Annotated in this window: 18 protein-coding genes and 1 riboswitch; of the genes, 12 read left to right on the forward strand and 6 right to left on the reverse strand. The window is 66.4% G+C overall.

Features of this window, described 5'->3' with window-relative positions; all coding sequences use genetic code 11:
- Window positions 1-99: 99 nt before the first annotated feature.
- Entirely contained in the window at window positions 100-969 is an 870-nt protein-coding gene (locus tag RIT73_RS05690) for an SDR family oxidoreductase (protein WP_309131093.1), read from the forward strand.
- A 48-nt stretch (window positions 970-1017) separates the two neighbouring features.
- Here the strand turns inward: RIT73_RS05690 and RIT73_RS05695 are convergent, their stop codons facing one another.
- Entirely contained in the window at window positions 1018-2610 is a 1593-nt protein-coding gene (locus tag RIT73_RS05695; RefSeq protein ID WP_309131094.1) for a hypothetical protein, read from the reverse strand.
- 202 nt (window positions 2611-2812) lie between these two features.
- A riboswitch (glycine riboswitch) is annotated at window positions 2813-2903 on the forward strand.
- A gap of 165 nt (window positions 2904-3068) precedes the next feature.
- Here RIT73_RS05695 and gcvP point away from each other — a divergent pair.
- From gcvP to RIT73_RS05715, 4 genes are all read left to right on the forward strand, one after another.
- A complete protein-coding gene (gcvP, locus tag RIT73_RS05700; RefSeq protein WP_309131095.1) occupies window positions 3069-5996 on the forward strand; it encodes an aminomethyl-transferring glycine dehydrogenase in 2928 nt (975 codons plus the stop codon).
- Window positions 5996-7225, forward strand: a complete 1230-nt coding sequence (locus RIT73_RS05705; protein ID WP_309131096.1) for a glycine cleavage system aminomethyltransferase GcvT — start codon at window positions 5996-5998, stop codon at window positions 7223-7225. Before gcvP ends, RIT73_RS05705 begins: the two co-directional genes overlap by 1 nt.
- A gap of 103 nt (window positions 7226-7328) precedes the next feature.
- Window positions 7329-7727 carry a glycine cleavage system protein GcvH gene (gene gcvH, locus RIT73_RS05710; RefSeq protein ID WP_309131097.1) on the forward strand — a complete coding sequence of 133 codons (399 nt, stop codon included), beginning with the start codon at window positions 7329-7331 and terminating at the stop codon, window positions 7725-7727.
- Window positions 7728-7817: 90 nt separating this feature from the next.
- Window positions 7818-9380, forward strand: a complete 1563-nt coding sequence (locus RIT73_RS05715; protein WP_309131098.1) for an L-serine ammonia-lyase — start codon at window positions 7818-7820, stop codon at window positions 9378-9380.
- A 121-nt stretch (window positions 9381-9501) separates the two neighbouring features.
- Here the strand turns inward: RIT73_RS05715 and hchA are convergent, their stop codons facing one another.
- Window positions 9502-10377, reverse strand: a complete 876-nt coding sequence (hchA, locus tag RIT73_RS05720; protein ID WP_309131099.1) for a glyoxalase III HchA — start codon at window positions 10375-10377, stop codon at window positions 9502-9504.
- A gap of 334 nt (window positions 10378-10711) precedes the next feature.
- On the opposite strand from hchA, the gene ectA reads away from it, so the two are divergent.
- The 5 genes from ectA (at window position 10712) to RIT73_RS05745 (ending at window position 14092) form a co-directional block, all read left to right on the forward strand.
- Complete coding sequence (gene ectA / locus RIT73_RS05725; RefSeq protein ID WP_309131100.1) at window positions 10712-11206, forward strand: diaminobutyrate acetyltransferase; 495 nt, start codon at window positions 10712-10714, stop codon at window positions 11204-11206.
- Between the two features lie 180 nt (window positions 11207-11386).
- Window positions 11387-12688: a diaminobutyrate--2-oxoglutarate transaminase gene (ectB, locus tag RIT73_RS05730; protein ID WP_309131101.1), complete on the forward strand. Its 1302-nt coding sequence runs from the start codon at window positions 11387-11389 to the stop codon at window positions 12686-12688.
- A 40-nt stretch (window positions 12689-12728) separates the two neighbouring features.
- Window positions 12729-13133, forward strand: coding sequence for an ectoine synthase (locus RIT73_RS05735; protein WP_309131102.1), 405 nt, complete (start codon window positions 12729-12731; stop codon window positions 13131-13133).
- A gap of 259 nt (window positions 13134-13392) precedes the next feature.
- Window positions 13393-13890, forward strand: a complete 498-nt coding sequence (locus RIT73_RS05740; RefSeq protein WP_309131103.1) for a hypothetical protein — start codon at window positions 13393-13395, stop codon at window positions 13888-13890.
- 31 nt (window positions 13891-13921) lie between these two features.
- Complete coding sequence (locus tag RIT73_RS05745) at window positions 13922-14092, forward strand: hypothetical protein (RefSeq protein ID WP_309131104.1); 171 nt, start codon at window positions 13922-13924, stop codon at window positions 14090-14092.
- A 6-nt stretch (window positions 14093-14098) separates the two neighbouring features.
- Here the strand turns inward: RIT73_RS05745 and RIT73_RS05750 are convergent, their stop codons facing one another.
- Both RIT73_RS05750 and RIT73_RS05755 read right to left on the reverse strand, forming a co-directional pair.
- A complete protein-coding gene (locus RIT73_RS05750; RefSeq protein ID WP_309131105.1) occupies window positions 14099-14581 on the reverse strand; it encodes a pyrimidine dimer DNA glycosylase/endonuclease V in 483 nt (160 codons plus the stop codon).
- Between the two features lie 79 nt (window positions 14582-14660).
- Window positions 14661-16154, reverse strand: coding sequence for an alanine/glycine:cation symporter family protein (locus RIT73_RS05755; RefSeq protein ID WP_309131106.1), 1494 nt, complete (start codon window positions 16152-16154; stop codon window positions 14661-14663).
- 204 nt (window positions 16155-16358) lie between these two features.
- Between RIT73_RS05755 and RIT73_RS05760 the strand changes: the two genes are divergently transcribed.
- Window positions 16359-17174, forward strand: a complete 816-nt coding sequence (locus RIT73_RS05760; RefSeq protein WP_309131107.1) for a glycerophosphodiester phosphodiesterase family protein — start codon at window positions 16359-16361, stop codon at window positions 17172-17174.
- A 137-nt stretch (window positions 17175-17311) separates the two neighbouring features.
- Here the strand turns inward: RIT73_RS05760 and RIT73_RS05765 are convergent, their stop codons facing one another.
- The gene (locus RIT73_RS05765) at window positions 17312-17785 is read right to left on the reverse strand and encodes a pyridoxamine 5'-phosphate oxidase family protein (RefSeq protein ID WP_309131108.1); all 474 of its coding nucleotides are present in this window, start codon (window positions 17783-17785) and stop codon (window positions 17312-17314) included.
- A 229-nt stretch (window positions 17786-18014) separates the two neighbouring features.
- On the opposite strand from RIT73_RS05765, the gene RIT73_RS05770 reads away from it, so the two are divergent.
- Window positions 18015-20330, forward strand: a complete 2316-nt coding sequence (locus RIT73_RS05770) for a DUF255 domain-containing protein (protein WP_309131109.1) — start codon at window positions 18015-18017, stop codon at window positions 20328-20330.
- Window positions 20331-20482: 152 nt separating this feature from the next.
- Here RIT73_RS05770 and RIT73_RS05775 read toward each other — a convergent pair whose 3' ends face one another.
- Window positions 20483-22300, reverse strand: a complete 1818-nt coding sequence (locus RIT73_RS05775) for an ABC-ATPase domain-containing protein (RefSeq protein ID WP_309131110.1) — start codon at window positions 22298-22300, stop codon at window positions 20483-20485.
- Window positions 22301-22449 lie beyond the last annotated feature (149 nt).

A 22449-nucleotide genomic window follows, 5' to 3' on the forward strand; every position in this document is an offset into this window, starting at 1 on the left:
TGGTCGTCGGCACACCATGCCTAGGATACAAGCAGGAAACCGAGCGAACGCTCGGTGCTGGAACCAGACCTCCCTCGCTGCGACCACTGAGGAGCACCCATGACCGCAGGACACCGCTCCGCCGACGAAGTTGAGAACGTCCGAGTCCAGGAATGGCCCTCTCGCCGCCGGAATGCCGCGACAGAACCCGGCCCGAACCGCGCGGGCGCACGCCGCTTCGAAGGGCAGGTCGCCCTTGTCACCGGCGCCAGCCGCGGCATCGGCCTCGGCGTCGCGCAGCGCCTCAATGACGAGGGGGCGACGGTGGTCCTCACCGCCCGCAAGCCTGAAGCCCTCGCCGAGGCGGTGGCCCGATTCCCCGACGGCACCGCCCTTGGCATTCCCGGCAAGTCCGACGACCCCGCCCACCGCGCCGAGGTGTTCGACACGATCGCAGAGAGGTTCGACCGCCTCGACGTGCTCGTCACCAACGTCGGGATCAACCCGGTCTACGGACCGACGATCGACATCGACCTCGACGCGGCGCGCAAGATCCTCGAGGTCAACGTCCTCGGCACACTCGCCTGGATCCAGGGCGCGGTTCACCATCAGGGGATGAGCTTCCGCGAGAACAAAGGTCGGATCGTGAGCATCTCCTCGGTCGCCGGCGGGACTCCGAGCCCCGGCATAGGCCTCTATGGGATCTCGAAAGCGGCCGTGTCCCATCTGACGAAGACATTGGCCGTGGAGCTCGGCCCCGATATCCGCGTCAATGCCGTCGCCCCCGCCGTGGTGAAGACGAACTTCGCCACGGCTCTCTATGAGGGCCGGGAGGACGAGGTCGCCGAAGCCTACCCGGTCAAGCGCCTCGGCACCCCGGAGGACATCGGAGCCGCTGTCGCCTACCTGGCCTCGAGCGACGCCGAGTGGATCACCGCCCAGGTGCTCACGGCCGATGGCGGACTCATCGCCGCAGGTGGGTCTGCCTGAGTCGGTCTCCGCCGCAGGCGAAACCGCCTGCGTCCGAGCCGGGACGCCTCACCGCTCGAGCAGCTCGTCCGTCAGCGCCGCCGACAACTCCTCGAGCTTGTCCAGCGCGGAGGCGTCGACCTTCACGCCCTGCCAGATCCCCTGCTTCCGGTCCGGCCGGGCGAAGACCTCAATATCAAGGTACCCCGGCTCACTCGCTTCGCCGAGCGCGATCTGAGCCCGCCGACTGGTGTTCCAGCCCTCGGTCCGGGCCTCGCCGATGATTGCCGCATGCCCGCTGATCTCGGTGGCCTGCGCAGACGATGCCGACACCACCGAGTCCAGAGTGTCGGTGGATGCCTGCAGCCGGACGACGAGCGAATGCCGTGGCTCGACGAATTCGCACACCGTCTCGTCGTCCTTCTGCGCTGTGGGCTCCCGCAGGGCCGTGACTCCGGCCAGTTTCGTTGCAAAGATGTCCTGCACGCTCGCGTGGGCGGCAGCGCAGAGGACGTTCGGGTCGGCTTCGGACTCCATCACCACCTCGGCGGGGGAGTTCGGGACCTCAACGGAATCCGAGGCCGGCGCGCACAGGCGCTCGGCCTGGGCGAGGACATCGGCACAGGCGCCCACGGCCGGCCCATCGTTCTCCGCGGCGGTGTACAGGGACACCGGCCCCGACGTCTTGGCGGGCTTGGCCGCTTTCACGGCCGGGACCGCCTCCTCGGCGAGGGAGATCGCATCTTTGCAGGTGGCAGCCTCCACCTCGGCGCGGATCACGTCTCCATCGGAGAGCGCCGAGGCGGTCTTCGCATCCCAGAGCAGCCGGCACTGGCCGTCGTCGTCCTTCTTGTCGTCGGGGTCGGAGCTGAAGAGGAGGACCTCGGTGCCGTCGATCGTGAGCAGGGGGTAGTCGTCCCATTGGCCGTCGGCGCGCAGGGTCTCCAGGGGAGGGGAATAGCGGAAGACCAGGCCCTGCACGGGGTAGACGGGGACGAACCCGGAGCTGTTCTCCTTCCATACGCCGCACCGATGCAATGCCGCGCCGATCCCTTCCCGCGCTTCGATGACGGTGTCCTTCGGCGGGGTTCCGATGAGCGGTGCGAAGACGTCGCAGGCGACTATCCCGTCGTCGTCCTCGCGCTCGAGAGCGGCAGGGTCAGCGCTCATCGTCTCGAAGGCCTGCGTCGCGAAGGCTTCCGGAGCGGCGCAGTCGTAGCCTTGGTCGGTGTCCTGGGAGAAGACGATCGCATGCTCGTGGTCGACCGGAACCGAGATCCCACACTGGCCCGTCTTCTCGCTGTCGCGATAGGCCTTTATCCCCGCCAGGGTGATCTCGTCCTCCCAGAAGCGCTGGTGCTGGCCGAGCTCGGCGTAGACCTCGACGCGCACGTGGTCGCGCACGACGCAGCTGAACAGCTCGCGGTGCTTGTCGCTGTCCTCGATCCCCAGGTCTTCGCTGGTCTCGGGATCGAGCAGTGCGCAGGGGTCGAGGGCAGCGAGTGCGGAGCGCACCTCGGCGGCGTCGCGATCAGCGGCGGGGGAGGGGACGTCGCGGGCGACGGGTGGAAGGGGTTCGACCGTGGTCGTGCAACCTGTGAACAGTCCACAAGCGACGAGCACCGCGCCCAGGCAGGCGAACGCAGTTCTCGGACGTCTCATATCGATCCTCCCTCGCACCGAACCAGCCCAGTATAGAGTGACGTCCGGCCGCGCCGAGGCAGCCGTTCGACCCCGCCGACGCAGCCGTCCGACTCCGCCGGCAAGGCACCATCCGACCCTGCGGACAGAACCGCCTCCAGTCGTGTTGTCCGCACCGAACACAGCTACTAGGATGGTTCCCATAAGTACATAACTGCCGCAACGACATGAGGTGGGAGAGCTGCGCACAGCGCAGCGCCGTAGGTGCAATTCCCTCCCCGGGAAACTCTCAGGCCCAATACCACCGAATGCAGGCACATCTGAAGGATGACGACTCAACTCCTGACACCAGCACCGCGACCCCGGTCGCCTGCGTGCGAAACAGGGTGAACGAGCGACATTCCAACAGATCGGGGAGGACTACTCACTGCACAGTGCGTCCTCCCACCGGTGGGCGCCGCCTACGACCAAGGACGGCAATGACAAGTTCACTCGCCCACACCACCACGCCCACCGGCGACACCAAGCGCCCGTTCTCCGACCGTCACATCGGTCCCCGCGCCTCCGACATCGACGCCATGCTCGAGGAGCTCGGCTACGAGTCGCTGGAAGCTCTGTCGAACGCCGCGGTGCCGGAGTCCATCCAGATCGACGGACTCGACTTCCACTCCGGGCACTCCGAGGTCGCCGTGCTCAGCGAACTGCGTGAGATCGCGGCGAAGAACACCCTGCGCAAGCAGATGATCGGTCAGGGCTACTACGACACGATCACCCCGGCCGTCATCCGCCGCAACCTCGTCGAGAACCCCGCCTGGTACACCGCTTACACGCCCTACCAGCCGGAGATCTCCCAGGGCCGCCTCGAAGCCCTCCTCAACTTCCAGCAGGTCGTCCAGGACCTCACCGGCCTCGACATCGCCAACGCCTCCCTGCTCGACGAGGCCACCGCCGTCGCCGAGGCGGTCCTCCTCATGCGTCGCGCCGTGAAGAAGGGCAACACGGTCGTCCTCGACTCCGAGCTCCACCCGCAGACCATCGCCGTCGTCCGCGCCCGCGCCCGGGCCATGGACTTCGGCGTGATGGTCGCCGACCTCTCCGAAGGACTCGTCGGTGACGACATCTTCGGCATCGTCTGCGCCCAGCCCGGCACCACCGGCGTCATCCGCGACTTCTCCGACGCCATCACCGGCGCCCACGACCGCGGAGCGCTCGTCACCTTCGCCGCCGATCTCCTGGCGCTGACCCTGCTCAAGGACCCCGGCTCCCAAGGTGCGGACATTGCCGTCGGCTCCGCCCAGCGCTTCGGCGTGCCCCTGTTCTTCGGCGGACCGCACGCCGGCTTCATGGCCGTCAAGTCCGGCCTCCAGCGGCAGATGCCCGGCCGCCTCGTCGGTGTGTCCAAGGACGCCCAGGGCAAGCCCGCCTACCGTCTGGCGCTGCAGACCCGCGAACAGCACATCCGCCGCCAGAAGGCCACGAGCAACATCTGCACGGCCCAGGCCCTGCTCGCCAACGTCGCCTCGATGTACGCCGTCTACCACGGCCCCGTCGGGCTGACCCGGATCGCCTCCCGCGTCCACCGTCTGGCCCACGCCTTCGCCGACGCCGTCGACACCGCCCCCGGCGCCGAGGTGCTCAGCCGTGAGTTCTTCGACACCGTCGCCATCCGTGTGGTCAACTCCGAAACCGCTCGCCTCGTCGCCGACGCCGCCGGCTACAACATCCGCGTCATCGACGGCACCACCATCGGCGTCTCCTTCGGCGAATCCCACACCGTCACCGACGCCAACGCTCTCCTCGCCGCCCTCGGCGTCCACGCCCGCATCGAGGCGAGCGAGTTCAAGGCGGCGGCTGCCGGAACCTTCGGTCCCCACCAGGTGCCGAAGCCGCAGTTCGACGCGAGCTTCCACCGCGAGACCGAGTTCCTCACCCATCCGGTGTTCAACACCCACGGCTCCGAGACCTCGATGATGCGGTACCTGCGCACTCTCTCCGATCGGGACCTGGCGCTCGACCGGACCATGATCCCGCTGGGTTCGTGCACGATGAAGCTCAATGCCGCCGCGGAGATGGAGGCCATCACCTGGCCGGAGTTCGCGAACATCCACCCCTTCGCCCCGACCGAGCAGACGCTGGGCTGGCGCGAGCTCATCATCCGCCTCGAAGCCGCGCTCGTCGAGATCACCGGCTACGATCGAATCTCCCTCCAGCCCAATGCCGGCTCCCAGGGTGAGCTGGCCGGACTGCTCGCCATCCGCAACTTCCACGTCGCCAACGGTGAGACCGACCGCACCGTGTGCCTGATCCCGCAGTCCGCGCACGGCACCAACGCCGCCTCGGCGGTGCTGGCCGGTCTCCAGGTCCAGGTCGTCGGCACCGCTGAGGACGGCTCGGTCGACATGGACGACCTCGACGCGAAGATCGAGAAGTTCGGGGACCGCCTCGCCGCCATCATGATCACCTACCCGTCGACCCACGGAGTGTTCGAGCTCCAGGTCCGCGACGTCTGCGAGAAGGTCCACGCGGCCGGCGGTCAGGTCTACGTCGACGGCGCCAACCTCAACGCCATCGTCGGACTGGCCAAGCCGGGCGAGTTCGGCGGCGACGTCTCGCACCTCAACCTCCACAAGACCTTCTGCATCCCCCACGGAGGCGGCGGCCCGGGCGTCGGACCCGTCGCGGTCCGCGAGCACCTCGCACCGTACCTGCCGGGTGACGCCACCTCGTCGGAGCTGGTCGCCAGCGCAGAAGGCGCGAAGAACCTGCCGATCTCCGGGTCCCTGTTCGGCTCTGCCGGAGTGCTGCCGATCAGCTTCGCCTACCTCGAGCTGATGGGCGCCGAGGGTCTGCGGGAGGCGTCGCGCGTGGCCCTGCTGGGCGCGAACTACATCGCGAGCAAGCTCGGTGACATCTTCCCGCCGCTCTACTCCGGCCTCGACGGACTCGTCGCCCACGAGACGATCCTCGACCTGCGGGACATGACCGCGAAGACCGGAGTGACCGCCGAGGATGTCGCCAAGCGGCTCATCGACTACGGCTTCCACGCACCCACCCTGTCCTTCCCCGTGCCGGGCACCCTGATGGTCGAACCCACGGAATCCGAGGACAAGGCGGAGCTCGACCGCTTCATCGAGGCGATGCGCTCCATCCACGCCGAGATCGAAGCCATCGGCACCGACTACTCCTACGAGGAGTCGCCACTGGCCGCCGCCCCGCACCCGGCGACCGTGGTGATGGACGACTGGGACGCCAAGTACACCCGCGAACAGGCCGTGTTCCCCGTCAGCGGACTGCGCCAGACCAAGTACTTCCCGCCGGTCAGCCGCATCGACGGCGCCTACGGCGACCGCAACCTGGTGTGCTCCTGCCCGCCGCCCGAGGCCTTCGAAGAGAACGAGGACGACTGATGACCACAGAGACTCCGCTGCATGACATCCATGCCCAGCTGGGTGCGACCTTCACCGACTTCGGCGGCTGGGACATGCCGCTGAAGTATGGTTCGGAGCTCGCCGAGCACCGCGCCGTGCGCGAGGCCGCCGGGATCTTCGACCTCTCCCACATGGGCGAGGTCCGTGTCACCGGTCCGGCTGCGGTCGCCTTCCTCGACTACGCCCTCGTCGCCAAGTACTCGACGATGACGATCGGCAGAGCCAAATACGGCGTCATCGTCAACGAGGAGGGCTTCCTCCTCGACGACCTCATCACCTACCGGATCGGTGACGAGGAGTTCCTCATCGTCCCCAACGCCTCGAACACCCCGACCGTCGTCGCGGCCCTCGAGTCGCGCCTGCAGCACTTCGTCACCGAGGTGGAGCCCGGCGCCGAGGTGGTCCTGACCGATGAGTCGGCCGACACCGCGCTCATCGCCGTCCAGGGACCGAACTCGGAAGACATTGTCCTCGCGGCCCTCGACGCGGGCGCGGATGGGGAATTCGGCCCGAGCACCACCTCGGCGGACGAGGCGGAATCCCCGGCGGAGGATGCCTCTGCGGGCGAGTCCGCCTCGGCGGCCGGCGCGAGCGTCGCCGACGCCGTGCGCGAACTCAAGTACTACGCGTGGATGCCGCTGACGATCGCCGGGACCGACCTCATGCTCGCTCGCACCGGATACACCGGCGAGGACGGGTTTGAGCTCTACATGCCGAACATCGCCGCCGAGCGGCTGTGGAACGTGCTCGTCGAGGCCGGCGCCGACCGTGGGCTCGTGCCCTGCGGGCTCGCCGCACGTGACTCGCTGCGCCTCGAGGCCGGGATGCCGCTCTACGGCAACGAGCTCAGCCTCGAGACGACGCCCTTCGACGCCGGACTCGGACGGATGATCGGGTTCAAATCCAAGGGTGACTTCGTCGCCCGGGAGGCGCTCGCGAAGCTCGGGGAGACCGAACCTGCGCGCGTGCTCGTCGGTTTGAGCTCCGAGGGCCGCCGTGCCGCCCGCTCCGGATCGACTATCCACTCCGGCGATGCCGAGGTGGGCGTGGTGACCTCCGGTCAGCCCTCCCCGACGCTCGGCCACCCGATCGCCCTCGCCTACGTCGACCGCGGCGTGAGCGAACCCGGCACCGCACTCACCGTGGACATCCGCGGCAAGGCCCACGACTTCACGGTCGTTGAATTGCCGTTCTACACCCGCAACTGACAACCCGACCTGCTTCTCACAACCTGGTCGGCAAACCCCTATCCCGGCATTCCGGTGGCTCTTACACTGGAACGACTGCCTCCCACTCCTTGAAAGGAACACCATGGCTGAACTGCCTCCGCTCCCAGAGAACTTCACGTACTCGGCCGAGCACGAATGGATCAACGCCCCCGCGGACGACATCGTCGGCAAGACCGTGAAGATCGGCATCACCGCTGTTGCCTCCGACGCCCTGGGCGAGGTCGTCTACGTCGACCTGCCCAGCGTCGGTGACTCCATCACCGCAGGTGAGACCTGTGGAGAGGTCGAATCGACGAAGTCGGTCTCTGACCTCTACTCGCCGGTCACCGGTGAGATCGTGTCCGTCAACGACGCCGCGGTGGATGCCCCCGGACTGCTCAACTCGGACCCGTACGGCGAAGGCTGGCTGTTCGAAGTCAGCGTCACCGAACTCGGCGACGTGATGGACGCAGCGGGCTACGCCGAGGCCAATTCGCTGTAACTCAACAAACCTCGTGGACAGTGTGGTCGACGACGGTCTTCGCGGACTGAGTGGCCACACTGTTCCTTTACCAGAAACGGTGTTCTCCCTATGCCACTGAGCGTTTTCGATCTCTTCACTGTGGGAATCGGGCCGTCGAGTTCCCATACCGTCGGGCCCATGCGAGCGGCCTCGAGATTCCTCACCCTGCTCGGCGACAGACTCGGATCCGTGAAAGACATCAGGGTTGATGTCTACGGCTCCCTGGCCGCCACCGGTGCCGGCCACGGCACCTTCGACGCGATCCTGCTCGGCCTCGAGGGCTGTTCCCCGGAGTCCGTCGAGGCCAACGAACTCAGCGCCCGCCGCACGCGGATGACTGAGACCGGCTCCATCATCCTCGGGGACTCGCGGCGTGCCGCGGGCACTGCCGGGACCACCGGCGACGACGAGACCGGCGCCGCTGCCGGTGTCGAGATCGCCTTCACCGAGGCCGACATGGTCAAACGACCCCTGACCGTCCTGCCCCGACACACCAATGCCATGACTCTGACCGCCTACGACGCCGAGGGCGCAGTCCTGGCCGAAGAGACCTACTATTCCGTGGGCGGCGGCTTCGTCACCTCGGAGACCGAGTTCCGGGAGCAGGAGAAGGCCGCCGAGGCGAGTGCCGCGGCTGCTGCAGCGCCGTCTACTGCGGACAGTGGCGCCGAGGCGAGTGCTGGGGGCTCCGAATTCGCCGTCTCGGATGCGGTCGTCGAAGCTCAGCTCCAGGCCCACGCCGAGGTGCTGCCCTACCCGTTCCACTCGGCCGTTGAGCTCCTGCAGCGCTGCAAGGACAACGACCTGTCGATCGCGGAGCTCATGCTCGCCAATGAGAAGTCGATGCGCAGCGAGGAGGAGATCCGCGCGGGCCTCCTCCACATCTACTCCGTGATGGAGGAGTGCGCCTCGAACTCCCTCGATCGCTCCGGCTACCTGCCGGGCGGGCTCAAGGTCCGACGCCGCGCCCACGACTGGCACCTGCGCCTCAAGGCGGAGGACCCCGACCGCAATCCGAAGTACTACCTCGAATGGGTCAACCTCATCGCGATGGCCGTCAACGAGGAGAACGCCTCGGGCGGACGCGTCGTCACCGCCCCGACGAACGGTGCGGCCGGCATCATCCCGGCCGTGCTCCACTACGCCCTCAACTACGTCGACTCCGTGGTCGAAGGCGGAGAGGCGGCCAAGCACGATGCGATCATCGACTTCCTGCTGACCGCAGCGGCGATCGGTGTCCTCTACAAGGAGCGGGCGTCGATCTCCGGCGCTGAGGTGGGCTGCCAGGGCGAGGTCGGCTCTGCGTCCTCGATGGCTGCCGGCGGTCTGGCCACGGTGATGGGCGGGACTCCCGAGCAGATCGAGAACGCCGCCGAGATCGCGATGGAGCACAACTTGGGGCTGACCTGCGACCCGATCGCGGGTCTGGTCCAGGTGCCCTGCATCGAGCGCAATGCCATCGCGGCCGGCAAGGCCATCAACGCGGCCCGCATGGCGCTGTGGGGAGATGGCCAGCACCGGGTCAGCCTGGACGAGGTGATCGAGACGATGCGCCAGACCGGGGCCGACATGAGTTCGAAGTACAAGGAGACTGCGCTCGGCGGCCTGGCCGTCAATGTCGTGGAGTGCTGAGGCAGCGAATCAGTGGAGTTCTAGGCACGGAATAAGTGGTCAGAAACCGGAGGGAAATCGGCGTTCTCGCGCGATTTCCCTCCGGTTTCTGACCACACATTGTGCGCTGAGACCACTCCGGTCAGTCGCCGAACTGCTCGAGCAGGGCGGCGACTGAATCCTTGCCGAGCTGGTTCGCCGCCAGAGGGCTGTCGCCGGTGAGGACGTTGCGGTCGCGCAGAGTCGCGCCCGCCATGTCCGAGTTGGTCACCGTGATTCCCGCTGCCCCCAGCCTTTCGCCCAGCTTCCATGGCATCTCGCCGGGCAGGTATCCGATGTCGACATTGGCGCCGAAGTCGATCTCGTCGGGGAACGCGACGACCGAATAGCCGGAGAACGGATTGGACTCCCGGTCGAGGCCGGCGGCGAGGAACGCAGCGGGCCCGTGGCACAGCGAGATGATCAGCCGGTCGTGCTCGAGGAAGAAGTCGAGCGCCTGCTGGACACTCCGGCTGTCGGGGATCCCGTTCATGGCACCATGACCGCCGGGAACGAAGACCGCGGCGTACTTGTCGAGCCCCTCGGCGGCCACAGATGCCAGGGACTGCGGCGCCTTGAACGCCTCCGCCAGTGAGTTCCACGTGGCATTCACGGCGTCATCGCTGCGGGGGAAGGCCCACCACTCGACCTTTGCCGGAGCTCCGGTCGGGGTCGCGATGTCGATGGAGTAGCCAGCTTCGGCCATGTGATGGATCGGCAGGAGAGTCTCGACCGGATGATTGCCGGTCGAGAAGAACCGGTTGTTGCGCATGAGCATGTAGCGCTCTTCTGTGCCGATGACGAGCACCCTCCAGCGATCGCCGGTGTACTTCTCCTCGGTGGAGAGCCCGTCGAAGTCCGTGGTCGGAGACGTGTATTGGCTCAGCGAATAGGGGGAGGGGAAGAACGCGTTGTCCTCGGCCGGATCGGGGGTGGGGTTTCGGTCGTCTGTCGACGCAGCCTCTGCTGAAACATTCATGGGGCATCCTCTCGCTCGGGAACGATGGCGGCTTTCTCGGGGCCCAAGCTATGTCGCTGACCTGCTCCTGGCTAGGGGGATGGACGTCATTCGGAGCCGATTCCAAGGTGATCGTTTCTGGAACACGTGTTCCACACCACTCGTTATATAACGAAACGATAACGAACCCTACGGCTCAGTATTGTGGCGCGGACTGCCCCTGCGCATCCCAGAGCTGTTGCGGGGAAACCGGGGTCGGCGTGCGAGCGCTCCTCGCACTACATGAGCCCTGAATCGGGACTGAAGCAACCAACCTTGGGTTGACGCTCATTCTCAGCTCGTTAGGTTTGTTGGCGTGAGAAACGCACTCGCTGAACCAAAGACGGAAACCGATGTTCGCCCTCCCCTGCTGGAGGACGGACAGCATCTGTGGCGGCTGGCGAAGGACTCCGCCGTTCTCGATCTCAACTCCTCATACTCCTACCTGCTGTGGTGCCGGGACTTCGCGGACACCTCGGCGATCGCCTGGATCGACGGTCGTCCGGCCGGATTCGTCACGGGCTACACCCGTCCGGACTCACCGGACACCCTGATGATCTGGCAGGTCGCGGTGTCGGAGGACTTCCGCGGTCGCGGGCTGGCCTCGACGATGCTCGGCGAACTGGCCGACCGGACGAAGGCCATCCGGCTCGAGACGACGATCACCGCGGACAACGACGCCTCCAACCGACTGTTCCAATCGTTCGCCCGCGACCGCGGCGCGGACTGCGAGCGCCGGCCGCTCTTCACCCCCGACCTCTACCCCGACGGCCACGACACCGAATACCTGTACGAGATCGGACCGCTCTGATCGGAACCCGATCCCCATGGGACCAGGCGAGACGGAGGACCCACCTCCGATGCCCCTGCTTGAACGCGGCACCCTGATCCGCCTGACCCCCACGGAGGCACCGCCTCCGACACCCCTGCCCGGATCCGACCGATCCGCATCGCTGGCACGGCAGCCCACAGTCTCGAAAGGACTCAAGTGATGACCGAAAAGCCCGATACCCCCAAGGCCGATCAGCCCGACATCTTCGAAACCCGCGAATCCGAGGTCCGCGGCTACTCCCGCTCCTGGCCGGCGACCTTCGCCCGAGCCGAAGGCGCGAAGCAGTGGGACGAGGACGGGCGGGAGTACATCGACTTCTTCTCCGGTGCCGGTGCCCTCAACTACGGCCACAACAACCCGGTCGTGATGGAGCCGCTCATCGACTACCTCCAGTCCGGCGCGGTGCTCCACTCGCTCGACATGAAGACGCCGGCAAAGCGTGAGTTCCTCGAGACCTTCGAGCAGCTCATCCTCGAACCGCGCGGGCTCGACTACACCGTGATGTTCCCCGGACCGACGGGAACCAACACGGTCGAGGCAGCGCTCAAGCTGGCCCGCAAGGTCACCGGCCGCCAGCACATCCTGTCCTTCACCAACGCGTTCCACGGCATGACACTGGGATCGCTGTCGGTGACCGGCAACTCGATGAAGCGTCAGGGCGCAGGAATCCCGCTGACCAACAGCTCGAAGATCCCCTACGACGACTACTTCGATGGCGAGACGCCTGACTTCCTGTGGCTGGAGAAGGTGCTCGAGGATTCGGGTTCGGGCGTCGACAAGCCGGCCGCGATCATCGTCGAGACCGTGCAGGGCGAGGGTGGCGTGCGTGCTGCTCGAGCCGAATGGCTGCGGTCCTTGTCGGAGCTGTGCAAGGCCCACGAGATCCTGCTCATCGTCGATGACGTCCAGGCTGGCTGCGGCCGGACGGGAACGTTCTTCAGCTTCGAGCACGCCGGCATCGAGCCCGACATCGTGTGCCTGTCGAAGTCGATCTCCGGCTCGGGCCTGCCGATGGCACTGACCCTGTTCCGGCCCGAACTCGACGTCTGGTCTCCCGGTGAGCACAACGGAACCTTCCGCGGCAACAACCCCGCGTTCGTCACCGCGACCGCTGCGCTGAAGACCTTCTGGGCCGACAACTCGTTCCAGAACGAGCTCGCCGACACCATCGCCAACCTGCACCAGCGCCTCCACGTCATCGCCGCGAAGGCCGACGGTGCGACCGTGCGCGGGCGCGGTCTGCTGGCCGGTCTCAAGTTCGACGATCCCGAGATCGCCGGAAAGATCGCCGCCGAGGCGTTCGCTCAGGGGCTGCTCATCGAGACCTCCGGTCCCCGCGACGAGGTCGTCAAGATCATGCCGCCGCTGACCATCTCGGCGAAGGACCTGGAGTCGGGCCTCGAGGTGCTGGAGGCAGCGGTGCTCAAGTTCGCCTCGGCGCCGGAACTCGCCGCAGTCTGAGCCCGCGAACTCGCACCGACCCTCAACGAAAGGACGACGTATGTACGTAGTCAACCGCGACGACCTCAACGACACCGAGCGCGACGTGAAGTCGGAGACCTGGCGCAGCCGCCGGATGGTGCTGGGCAAGGAGCGCGTGGGGTTCTCGTTCCACGACACCGTGATCTACGCGGGAACCCGCTCGACCTTCCACTATCAGAACCACGTCGAAGCCGTGTACTGCGTGCAGGGCGAAGGAACCCTCATCAACGAGGAGACAGGGGAGAGCTACCCGCTCTCCGACGGCACGATGTATCTGCTCGACGGACATGAGAAGCACACGGTCGTGGCCGACACCGAGCTGCGGATGGCGTGTGTGTTCAATCCGCCGGTGACGGGACGTGAAGTCCACGACGAGAACGGTGTCTACCCGCTCATCGTCGAGGAGGACGCCGTCGCGCGCTGACGAGCACCCGGATCAGGAGGCTGGGACAACGGAGTCCCAGCCCCCTTTGTCTTCTCTGCGGCCGTCCGGAGATCCATCGGGACCAATCGCATTGTCGGAGACTCCGTCGGGGTGGGAAAAGTGGCACCCAGATGTCACTGCGCCTGTGGTAATCTGAGGTTTCCGTGACTTTACCCGTACGTAACTTCTCCTTGCCGACTGAACTCGTTGAGACTTCGACTGATGGCATCCCCATTCCTCTGAACTCAATGGAGTTTTCATGAGATTCTTCAAGCGTGCCCTGATTGCGGCAGTCGCCTCCCTCGCACTCGTCGTCGGCCCGGCTGTCACCGCGAATGCCGCCTCGACCTCATTCGACGTCACGAAGCTGTCGGCGAAGAGCATCGTCGTCTCGGACGCGAACTGTCGCAATGTCGATGTCCACATGTCGCATAAGAAGTCGGGCATTGACTCCTGGGGCGTCTTTGCCGATGTCACTCGTAAGGGTGGTTGGGTGGATTCGGCGTACTTCTCCAGCGATGGTGATACGAAGACGACCCGAGCCTTCATCTGCCCATCCTGGGACGGGCTCGGGAAGTACGGCATCGGTCCTTCTGACGTCTATGCCTACAACGAGTCGTCCTGGGATACGGTCGATCGGACCGACTACACCAAGGGCCACTTCTACGTCCGGGGGCAAGGCGACGGCGTCGCTGTCGACCAAGCGCAGCGGAAAGACGGTCACACTCAGCGCGAAGACGAAGCGTTACGATCCTGAGTCCTACGGCTGGGTCAACTACAACCCGAAGGTGAAGTTCCAGGTCAAGAAGGGCGGTCAGTGGAAGACCGTCAAGACGATCAAGGCCAAGAAGGGCAAGGCCACCTACAAGTACAAGTCGAAGGGCAAGAAGTCGTACCGGGTCGTCTTCGACCAGGTGAGCTGGGCGACCGGAGCGAAGTCCAAGACGGTCAAGAAGTAGACCTTCTCATTTCGGACGTTCCCACGATTCGATGGGACCCGGCACCACCTCGAAGAGCGGATGGATCGGCGGAACCTCGATACGCGCAGCCTCAGCGAACCGCTCGGGGCTGCGCTGCTCGAGCTTGGCAAGCAGGTGTCGCCACTCGTAGGCGATCTGTCCTTCGGTGACGGGAATCCGGGCCGCCTCGACCCGCGGTTCGGCAGCCCCGTCAACGGCCACCTCGACCCATCCCACCGGCGGGGGCGCATCGATCCGGGACGTGTCGAACGAGTACCCCCTGGTGGAAGCCTCCTCGGCGATGGCCTGAAGATAGGCGCCGATGGCGGCGAGCGGTGCGGGGTGGGCGCGGAACCGCACCAGCTGCGGGTGCCCGCGATAGCCCTTCGTCCTCTCGGCGAGGACCGCCTGGGCGAGCAGGGACTCCCGCCAGACCGCCGTCAGTCCCTGGCGGTCGAGGCACCGAGGATGAACGCTCCACATCCTCATGACCACGCTGCCCTGCTCAGACCCATGACCGTTTCCCTTGCTGCCTGCAATAGCTTTCAGCCCGCCCGCGTCAGAACCCTCAGGCGCCCTTCTTCGCGTCCTTGGCCTCCCAGAACTCGCGCTGGGTCACCTCGTCAGTGCCGTCCCAGGCCTCGAGGCCTTCGATGTCGGGCATATCGCTGCGGTGGAAGACCGGTTCCAGGCCCATCTTGCGCTGGCTCGTGTAGTTCTTCAGCAGGCGCAGCGCGGTCGGCGCGAGGAAGAACACGGCGACGAGGTTGGTCAGCGCCATGATCGACATGAAGATGTCGGCAGCTGACCAGGCCAGGGGCAGGGCGATGACGGATCCGGTGAACACGGCGGCCATGACGATGACGCGGTAGCTCATGATCGCCGGCCTCGCCTTGGTCTTGAACAGGTAGGCGATGTTCGCCTCGCCGTAGTAGTAGTTGCCGAGGATCGAGGAGAACGCGAACAGGAAGATCGCGATCGTCAGGAAGTGAACGGCCCATCCGCCCAGCTGTGAGGCCAGCGCGTTCTGGGTCAGCGATGCGCCCTGGGCCTCGTCGTAGACGGGGTTGGACAGGAGCACGATGAACGCCGTGATCGAGCAGACGAGCAGGGTGTCGAAGTAGACGCCGAGGCTCTGCACAAGTCCCTGCTTCGCCGGGTGCGAGACCGACGAAGTGGCGGCCGCATTGGGCACCGAGCCCATGCCCGCCTCGTTGGAGAACAAGCCGCGGCGCACTCCCTGCATGATGACGATGCCGATCCCGCCGCCGACGACGGAGTCGAAGCCGAGTGCGTTGGAGACGATGAGCGCGAACATCGCGGGCACCTCGGTGATGTTGAGGACCACGACGATCGCGCCGAGGATGAGGTACGCGACGGCCATCACGGGCACGATGACCGCGGAGATGTTCGAGATGCGGTGCACCCCGCCGAGGAAGATCAGACCGGTGATGAGCGCCAGACCGATGCCGAAGCTGATCGGCATCCAGGAGTTCGTCGCGGTGTCGAGACGCAAGCTCGTCGCCGTGGCGTCGACGATCGAGTTCGCCTGGAGCGAATTGAAGACGAGGCCGTAGGTGACGGAGATGATGACCGCGAACAGGGCGCCCATCCAGGGCTGCCGCAGTCCCACGCTCATGTAGTAGGCGGGTCCACCGCGGAAGGAGCCCTTGTCCTTGACCTTGTAGAGCTGGCCCAGCGTCGACTCGACGAACGCGGTGGCGCTGCCGAGGATCGCCATCACCCACATCCAGAACACCGCGCCGGGCCCGCCGATCGAGATCGCCAGGGCGATGCCGGCGATGTTGCCCGTGCCCACCCGGGAGGCTGCGGAGATGCAGAACGCCTGGAATGAGGAGATCGACTTCCTGCCGGTTTCGTCTCTGCCGGCGGTCTCGCCGATGACGCGGAACATCTCCGGCACGAGGCGGAGCTGGACGAAACCGGTCCGGACGCTGAGGTAGATCGCGACCCCGATGAGGATGACGAGGAGGACCCAGCCGAGTCCGGAGTTGACGGTGTCGATGAATCCGTCGAGGGGGTTCATGCGTTTCGCTCCCATGCAGCAGTCCATTGCGGTGGCTGAGCCTCATTCTGCCAGAACGCAACATTCACCTTCCCGCCACCCCCGCATCACCCGTTCCTTGCCCGCGCTCCCTAGGGTTGAGCGCACCCCACCCGCTTCTGAACCCGCTTCACAACCCCCGCCCGCTCCTTAACCCCGCCCGCTCCTTAACCCCGCCCGCTCCATCGGAGGAGTCGCCTCATGCCCATCACGCTGATGACCCATTCCGTGACCGACGGTGTGCACACCCGAGTGCCCCCGCTCGTCATCGCCCACCGAGGAGCCTCGGCGCACTGGCCGGAGAACACCATGCCCGCCTTCGCCGCCGGAATCGAGCAGGGCGCGGACATGATCGAGATCGACCTGCACATGAGCCGCGACGGTCGGCTCATCGTCATCCACGATGATTCGCTTGAGCGCACCACCGACGCCCGCCACGTCTACCCCGACCGCTCGAACCTGCGCATCGCGAGCATGACCGCGGCGGAGATCGCCGCCCTCGACGCCGGCAGCTGGAAGTCCCCGACCTTCGCCGGGACCCAGGTTCCTCACCTCGCCGAGGTGCTGGCACTGGTCCACGCCACCCGCACCGGGCTGCTCCTCGAGGTCAAGCACCCCCGGCAGTACCCCGGCATCGCCGAGGCGATCGTCCGGTCCTTCGCGGAGGTGCCCGGCTACCTCGGGCGCGCACTGGCCGCGGGGCTCCTCGTCGTCCAATCCGCCGACTGGGACTTCGTCCGCGATTTCCACGCTCTCGCTCCCGACATCCCCGTCGGTCTGCTCGGCCGGCCGGGCCCGGAAGAGCTGCGTGAGTTCGCGAATTGGGTCGACCAGATCAACCCACACCGCGGGGAGGCAGATGCGGAGTTCCTCCACTCGGTGCACGAGCTCGGGATGTCGAGCCTCGTGTGGACGATCGACGAGACCGCGGAGATGGAGCGCGCCATCGACTTCGGAGCGGACGGCATCATCACCAACGTCCCCGATCGCCTCCTCGCCATGGTCGAGGAGATCTGACCCGCTCCCTCGAGGGGCTCTGACCTATGCCTTCGGCGCGCGGCCTACTCCTTCGGGGAGCTGACCTACTCCCTGGGGGCGCGGCCTACTCCCTAGGGGAGCTGACCTACTCCCTGGGGGCGGGGCGGGGAGCTGACCTACTCCCTGGGGGCGCGGCTCGCAGTGGACAGCGCGGAATCCCAGAGCTGCGACTCCGCCACCTGGAAGCGGCGTCCGGTGACCACCTCGGCGACGATCCTGATGAACCGGCTCTTCGGGCCGGGCTGCCATGGGGTGACGCTCAGGGAGACGGTGTCGAGGAGTTCGTCGGTGTCGTTGATCGGTGCGGCCTTGCCCCTGAGCACGACGCTCCACGCCGTCTCGGTCTCAGGGTCGAAGCCGTCGACCTCGAATGCGACCCGCGGATTCTCCATCACGGCGTCGACCTTCGTGCCCTCGCCGGAGCGGAACACGATTGCCGAGTGTTCAACTGCGTAGTTGATGGGGAAGATGTCGGGGCCATCGTCGATGACCACGGCGAGGCATCCGATGTCGGTGCTGCGCAGGCATTCCCAGCACTCCTGGACCGAGAGCACCTCGACTTGGTCGGAGTTCGTGTGCGAGTTCATCATTCCACTCCTTCTCATGGACGGCTGAGCGATCGCCTTCTCGTGGACGGCTGATCGATCGCCGAGCGGCCGACGTTCACGACCATCGTAGTCATTCCAGGATAAGTCGGAGTCGCCGCATGTGGGGGACCAACGGCGTGCTGAGACTGCCATTCTCAGTTCGGCCGCCGCTCGGTGCGGTCTCAGGGAATTCAGCGGCACCGCCGGTTGCCCTCCGTGAGAGGCTGGAAGCATGGTCAATGAACTCGCGTCATCCACCAGCCCCTACCTCCGCGCTCACGCCGACAACCCAGTTGACTGGCGGATGTGGACGCCGGAAAACCTCGCCGAGGCGGCCCGCCGCGACGTCCCCCTCCTCATCTCCATCGGCTACTCGACCTGTCACTGGTGCCACGTCATGGCTCACGAATCCTTCGAGGACGAAGCGGTGGCCCGCATCATCAATGAGCACTACCTCCCGATCAAGATCGACCGCGAAGAGCTCCCCGACATCGACTCCTATTACATGAACGCTCTCCAGGCGATGCGCGGCCAGGGCGGATGGCCGATGACGATCTTCGCCACCCCGAGCGGCAGCCCCTTCTACGCGGGCACCTATTTCCCGCCCGCTCCGCGCGGAAACATGCCGTCCTTCACCCAGGTGCTCATGGCTGTGTCCGAGACGTGGGTCAACCGCCGCGACGAGGTCAATGAGATGACCGGGCGGATGGACCGTGGGCTGGCCGAGATGGCGAATGCCGTGACGAAGGCCCTCCCCGCCGAGGCGACGCGTGAGGCTCTGAGTGCCGAGGAGCTCGACGACGCGGCCGCAGCCCTGCTCGACTCCTACGACCCGGCGTGGGGCGGTTTCGGCGGTGCCCCGAAGTTCCCGCCGCTGATGAACCTCCTGCAGCTGATGGCGACGTTCGAACGGCTGCGGCGGGGCACCTCGGCGGGGGAGTCGGTTGAGGGCGATCGATCGACTGGGTCGTCGGGTGAGGGCGACCATTCGACGGGGGAGTCGGGCGAGGGCGACCGCGTGCGCGAGGCGCTGGCGTCCGGCAATGTCGACCTCCTCGGTGCCGACGGGAACCTCAGTGGTGACCTCGTCCTGGACTGCCTCATCGCCGTGCGCAGCACCCTGGCGCGGATCGCCAGCGGCGGGATGCGGGATCAGGTGCTCGGTGGGATCGCCCGGTACAGCGTCGACCGGCAGTGGTTCGTCCCTCACTTCGAGAAGATGCTCTACGACAATGCCCTCTATCTCAGGGCCGTGGTGCAGTGGGCGAAGGTGGAGCACTCGCTCAACCCCGACTCCAAGTGGATTGCCCTGGCCGAGCGGGAGGTCGAAGATACGGCCCACTTCCTCATCGGATACATGACCGAGGGAGGAAACCGATTCATCGCAGCCCTCGATGCGGATTCACTCAACGCCGATGGTGTCTCCGAGGAAGGCGCCGCATACGTGGTGACCCTTGATGAGTTCCCCTCAGACAGCGATGGCCTCCTGGTCCTGGTCGATTCGCCGGCGGACGCGGAGCTCTCCGGCAAGGTCATCGCTGCGACCGGGATCATGAACTGGCTGCGCGACCCGAACTCGCCGTTCGACGCCGACCAGCCGGCGCCATGGCAGACCGAATCCACACGGGCACAGCAGGATGCGCTGAAGACGCTGCTGAGTCAGCGACCCCAGCCCGCGCGAGATGAGAAGACCATCACCGAATGGAACTCGATGGCGACCACCGCGCTCGCCGAGGCGGCGCTGTTCACTGCGTCTGCACGAGGCAGGAACTGGGCTGACACTGCCGCGACGATCTGGGAATCGTCCTACGCGGAATACAAGGAGAGCGGACTCAGGCGAAGCTCCACCGATGGGAAACCCGGCCCGGGATCCGCAGGTCTCGCCGACTGGGCACAGTTCCTCATCGCGGGGATCACCGTTCGACAGTTGCAGGAGGCCGGACTCATCGAGGGTCGAGTGTTCGCTGACGAAGGCGCGTTCGACAACAGGGAGATCGGACGGCTCGCTGCCGAAATGATCGCGACTTTCACCTCGGGTGCCGAGGCGCCGACGGGTCCTGCTGCTTCCGCAGAGGACCACTTCGAGGTCTTCGACTCCCAGGGCGACGAGATCCTCAATGTGCGCGCCTCCGACCCCGTCGACAACGCGCTGCCCTCGGGCAGGTCGGCGGCCGCCGAGGCGATGCTCCTCCTCGGAGAGCTGGGCGTCGACGGACCGCTGACGACGAGCCAGTCTCTGCAGATCCGCGACCAGCTCCTCGGTGTCTACCGGGCGCTCGCCGGTCGGGCGCCCCGCGGCTGTGGCCACGCCCTGTGGCAGGCCGAGCGAGCGCTCAATCCGGTCCGGGTGGCAAGCCGCGACGCCGATCTGCTCGCGTTCGCCGCCCACCACCCCTCAGTCACGCTGCTCACCGGCTCCACCGGGGTGCCGGACGAGAACGGGGAGGAAGTCGCGGTGCCGAACGGGACTGCGATCGTCTGTCGAGGCACGGAATGCTCGCTGCCGGTGACGACGACAGTGGAGCTGGCCACGCTGCTCGACTCCTGAACCTCTCCGGGGCGCGACCTCTCATCACTTTTTAAACTATGCATCTGTTCCGGAACAGATGCATAGTTTCAAAAGTGATGGGTTTTGGCCCCATTGCCGACGCCGACTGCCGACGCCGACTGCCGGCGCCCACTGCCGACGCTGACGCTGCGTCAGTCGACGAGGCGCAGGCCGCGGTATCTGTTGAGCGCTGCGGCGATCTCCTGTGCTCGCGGCCGGGCCACGTGCCCGGGGTGATCACGGTTCCCGGTCAGCCCGTCGACGCCCTGTGCGTTGAGCATGTCCTCGATCTCAGCCAGCGCCTCGGAGACGGCGGTCTGCCCGTCGAAGATCTCCGCCATGTACTCCAGTGCCTCGGCGAGGCCGCTGGTCTGCTGGGGATCGACCAGCTGGGCGACCGCACCGAGGTCGATGAAGCTCTTCCCGAACTGGATCTGGCTGAGGCCCTTCGCCTTCGCTGACTTCGTCTTCGACGCCGGGCGCAGCGCCTTCGCGGTGGGCACGCGGCCCCGGGCTGGGGAGAAGACCTCAGCCGCGCCGGGAGCGTCGGGAGCGCCGGGAGCGTCGGGAGCGGATCGACTCTCCTCGAGCTCCACCGCAGCGACGCCCACCAGCTCGTGCGCGTGCGTCGTGACGTCGCGGGGCACATAGGCGTCGAGGGCGATGACTCGGTCCGCGACCTCGAAGAACGCACTCGACCCGCCGGCGACGAGCACCGTTGAGACACCTCGGCGGGCGAACAGGGGCCGCACCCGGTCGACGAACGGGGTGATCGGTTCACGGTCGGCGGGGATGAGCGCGCGCATCCGGTCGTCACGGATCATGAAGTTCGTCGCCGAGGTGTCCTCATCGATGAGCAGCGTGTGTGCACCGGCTTCAAGAGCCTCGACGAGGTTGGCCGCCTGGGACGTCGAGCCGCTCGCGTTCGTGGTCGTGAAGAACCTCGTGTCCGTGGCGGATGGCAGATTGTTGATGAACGGAGAGATGTCGTCGCCGGTGACGGCGCGCCCGTCCTCGGCGCGGATGGAGGTGGCGCTGGGCTCGGTGATGACCCATTCGCGGCCGTCGCCTGCGATGTGCGGGTAGACGCCGCGCTCAAGAGCGCGCAGGATCGTCGACTTGCCGTGATAGCCGCCGCCGACGATGACGGTGACGCCGCGGGGAAGCGCCATGCCCGTCACTGTCCGACCGCTCGAGAGGGCGAAAGTGCGCTCGAGTGATTCCGGACTGCGGAACGGAACGGCATCGTCGGCGTCCATCGGCAGATCCGAGTCCCCGGAGCGTCGCGGCAGTATCGCTCCGTTGCCGATGAAGCCGAGAAGTTCGTCCTCGCCGAGGCGGTCACGCAATTCCAGCTGATCGCGGTGGAGCTGCACGTGCTCGCGCAGCGCCGTCGGGAGCGAGGTGGAGAAAGTTGGGAGCGAACTGGAGGAGGAGACAGGGCGACGAGAGACGTTCGCCTCGGTTGCAGATGGATCGTCGCCCCGCCACTCGCCGTGGAGGAACATCGCCCGGGCGAGGTCGGGCAGATCACGGGTGAGGATGTCGGCGGCCTGGTGGCCGAGGATGCGTCGACCTCGGGCGGGGAGATTGACGAGCAGCCGGGCTTCGAATCCCGAGTCGTCGATGACGACATTGGTGCGGTCGAGGATCTCCTGACCGGGGCGGCCGAGGATGATTGCGCGCTGGTCGAGCCGCGACAGGACCTCGTTGCCGACACGGAGGAGAAAGTCGGACACTGCAATGCGATCGGCGCGACTCGTGGTGAGCTCGGCGGGGAAAGCTGCGTCTTCGCGGCTGACCCGCACGCGCAGCTTCGACGGAGAGGCGAAGGGGTCGACCTGGACCCGATCGATGAAGAGGGCGACGGGCCCGAATCGATACTCACCGCGGATCTGTTTGTAATTCCCGTAGCTTCTGCCGTCGAGGCCGTGCAGTGTCGAAGCAAGCTGTGATCGTGGGGAACTCATTCCAGGAATGGTACTTGACCCAGGTGGCCAGGATCGAGGAAGCCTCATCGGCCGAGGTCGGCACCGAGATGGGCTGAGGTCGGCACCGAGGTCGGCACAGCGATGGGCATCGACGCCGGCACCGACTGGTGGACTCCCCTCCCGATCAG

The organism is Brevibacterium sp., assembly GCF_031179145.1.
Lineage (GTDB): Bacteria > Actinomycetota > Actinomycetes > Actinomycetales > Brevibacteriaceae > Brevibacterium.

What these genes read in the sequence shown, in the direction of transcription:
- RIT73_RS05755 (WP_309131106.1), bottom strand. Translation starts at nt 16,154, where the DNA reads ATGGGAGCGAAACGCATGAACCCCCTCGACGGATTCATCGACACCGTC.
- RIT73_RS05775 (WP_309131110.1), bottom strand. Translation starts at nt 22,300, where the DNA reads ATGAGTTCCCCACGATCACAGCTTGCTTCGACACTGCACGGCCTCGAC.
- RIT73_RS05715 (WP_309131098.1), top strand. Translation starts at nt 7,818, where the DNA reads ATGCCACTGAGCGTTTTCGATCTCTTCACTGTGGGAATCGGGCCGTCG.
- RIT73_RS05690 (WP_309131093.1), top strand. Translation starts at nt 100, where the DNA reads ATGACCGCAGGACACCGCTCCGCCGACGAAGTTGAGAACGTCCGAGTC.
- RIT73_RS05740 (WP_309131103.1), top strand. Translation starts at nt 13,393, where the DNA reads ATGAGATTCTTCAAGCGTGCCCTGATTGCGGCAGTCGCCTCCCTCGCA.
- hchA (WP_309131099.1), bottom strand. Translation starts at nt 10,377, where the DNA reads ATGAATGTTTCAGCAGAGGCTGCGTCGACAGACGACCGAAACCCCACC.
- RIT73_RS05765 (WP_309131108.1), bottom strand. Translation starts at nt 17,785, where the DNA reads ATGATGAACTCGCACACGAACTCCGACCAAGTCGAGGTGCTCTCGGTC.
- RIT73_RS05760 (WP_309131107.1), top strand. Translation starts at nt 16,359, where the DNA reads ATGCCCATCACGCTGATGACCCATTCCGTGACCGACGGTGTGCACACC.
- RIT73_RS05735 (WP_309131102.1), top strand. Translation starts at nt 12,729, where the DNA reads ATGTACGTAGTCAACCGCGACGACCTCAACGACACCGAGCGCGACGTG.
- RIT73_RS05770 (WP_309131109.1), top strand. Translation starts at nt 18,015, where the DNA reads ATGGTCAATGAACTCGCGTCATCCACCAGCCCCTACCTCCGCGCTCAC.
- gcvH (WP_309131097.1), top strand. Translation starts at nt 7,329, where the DNA reads ATGGCTGAACTGCCTCCGCTCCCAGAGAACTTCACGTACTCGGCCGAG.
- RIT73_RS05750 (WP_309131105.1), bottom strand. Translation starts at nt 14,581, where the DNA reads ATGAGGATGTGGAGCGTTCATCCTCGGTGCCTCGACCGCCAGGGACTG.
- RIT73_RS05695 (WP_309131094.1), bottom strand. Translation starts at nt 2,610, where the DNA reads ATGAGACGTCCGAGAACTGCGTTCGCCTGCCTGGGCGCGGTGCTCGTC.
- ectB (WP_309131101.1), top strand. Translation starts at nt 11,387, where the DNA reads ATGACCGAAAAGCCCGATACCCCCAAGGCCGATCAGCCCGACATCTTC.
- gcvP (WP_309131095.1), top strand. Translation starts at nt 3,069, where the DNA reads ATGACAAGTTCACTCGCCCACACCACCACGCCCACCGGCGACACCAAG.
- RIT73_RS05705 (WP_309131096.1), top strand. Translation starts at nt 5,996, where the DNA reads ATGACCACAGAGACTCCGCTGCATGACATCCATGCCCAGCTGGGTGCG.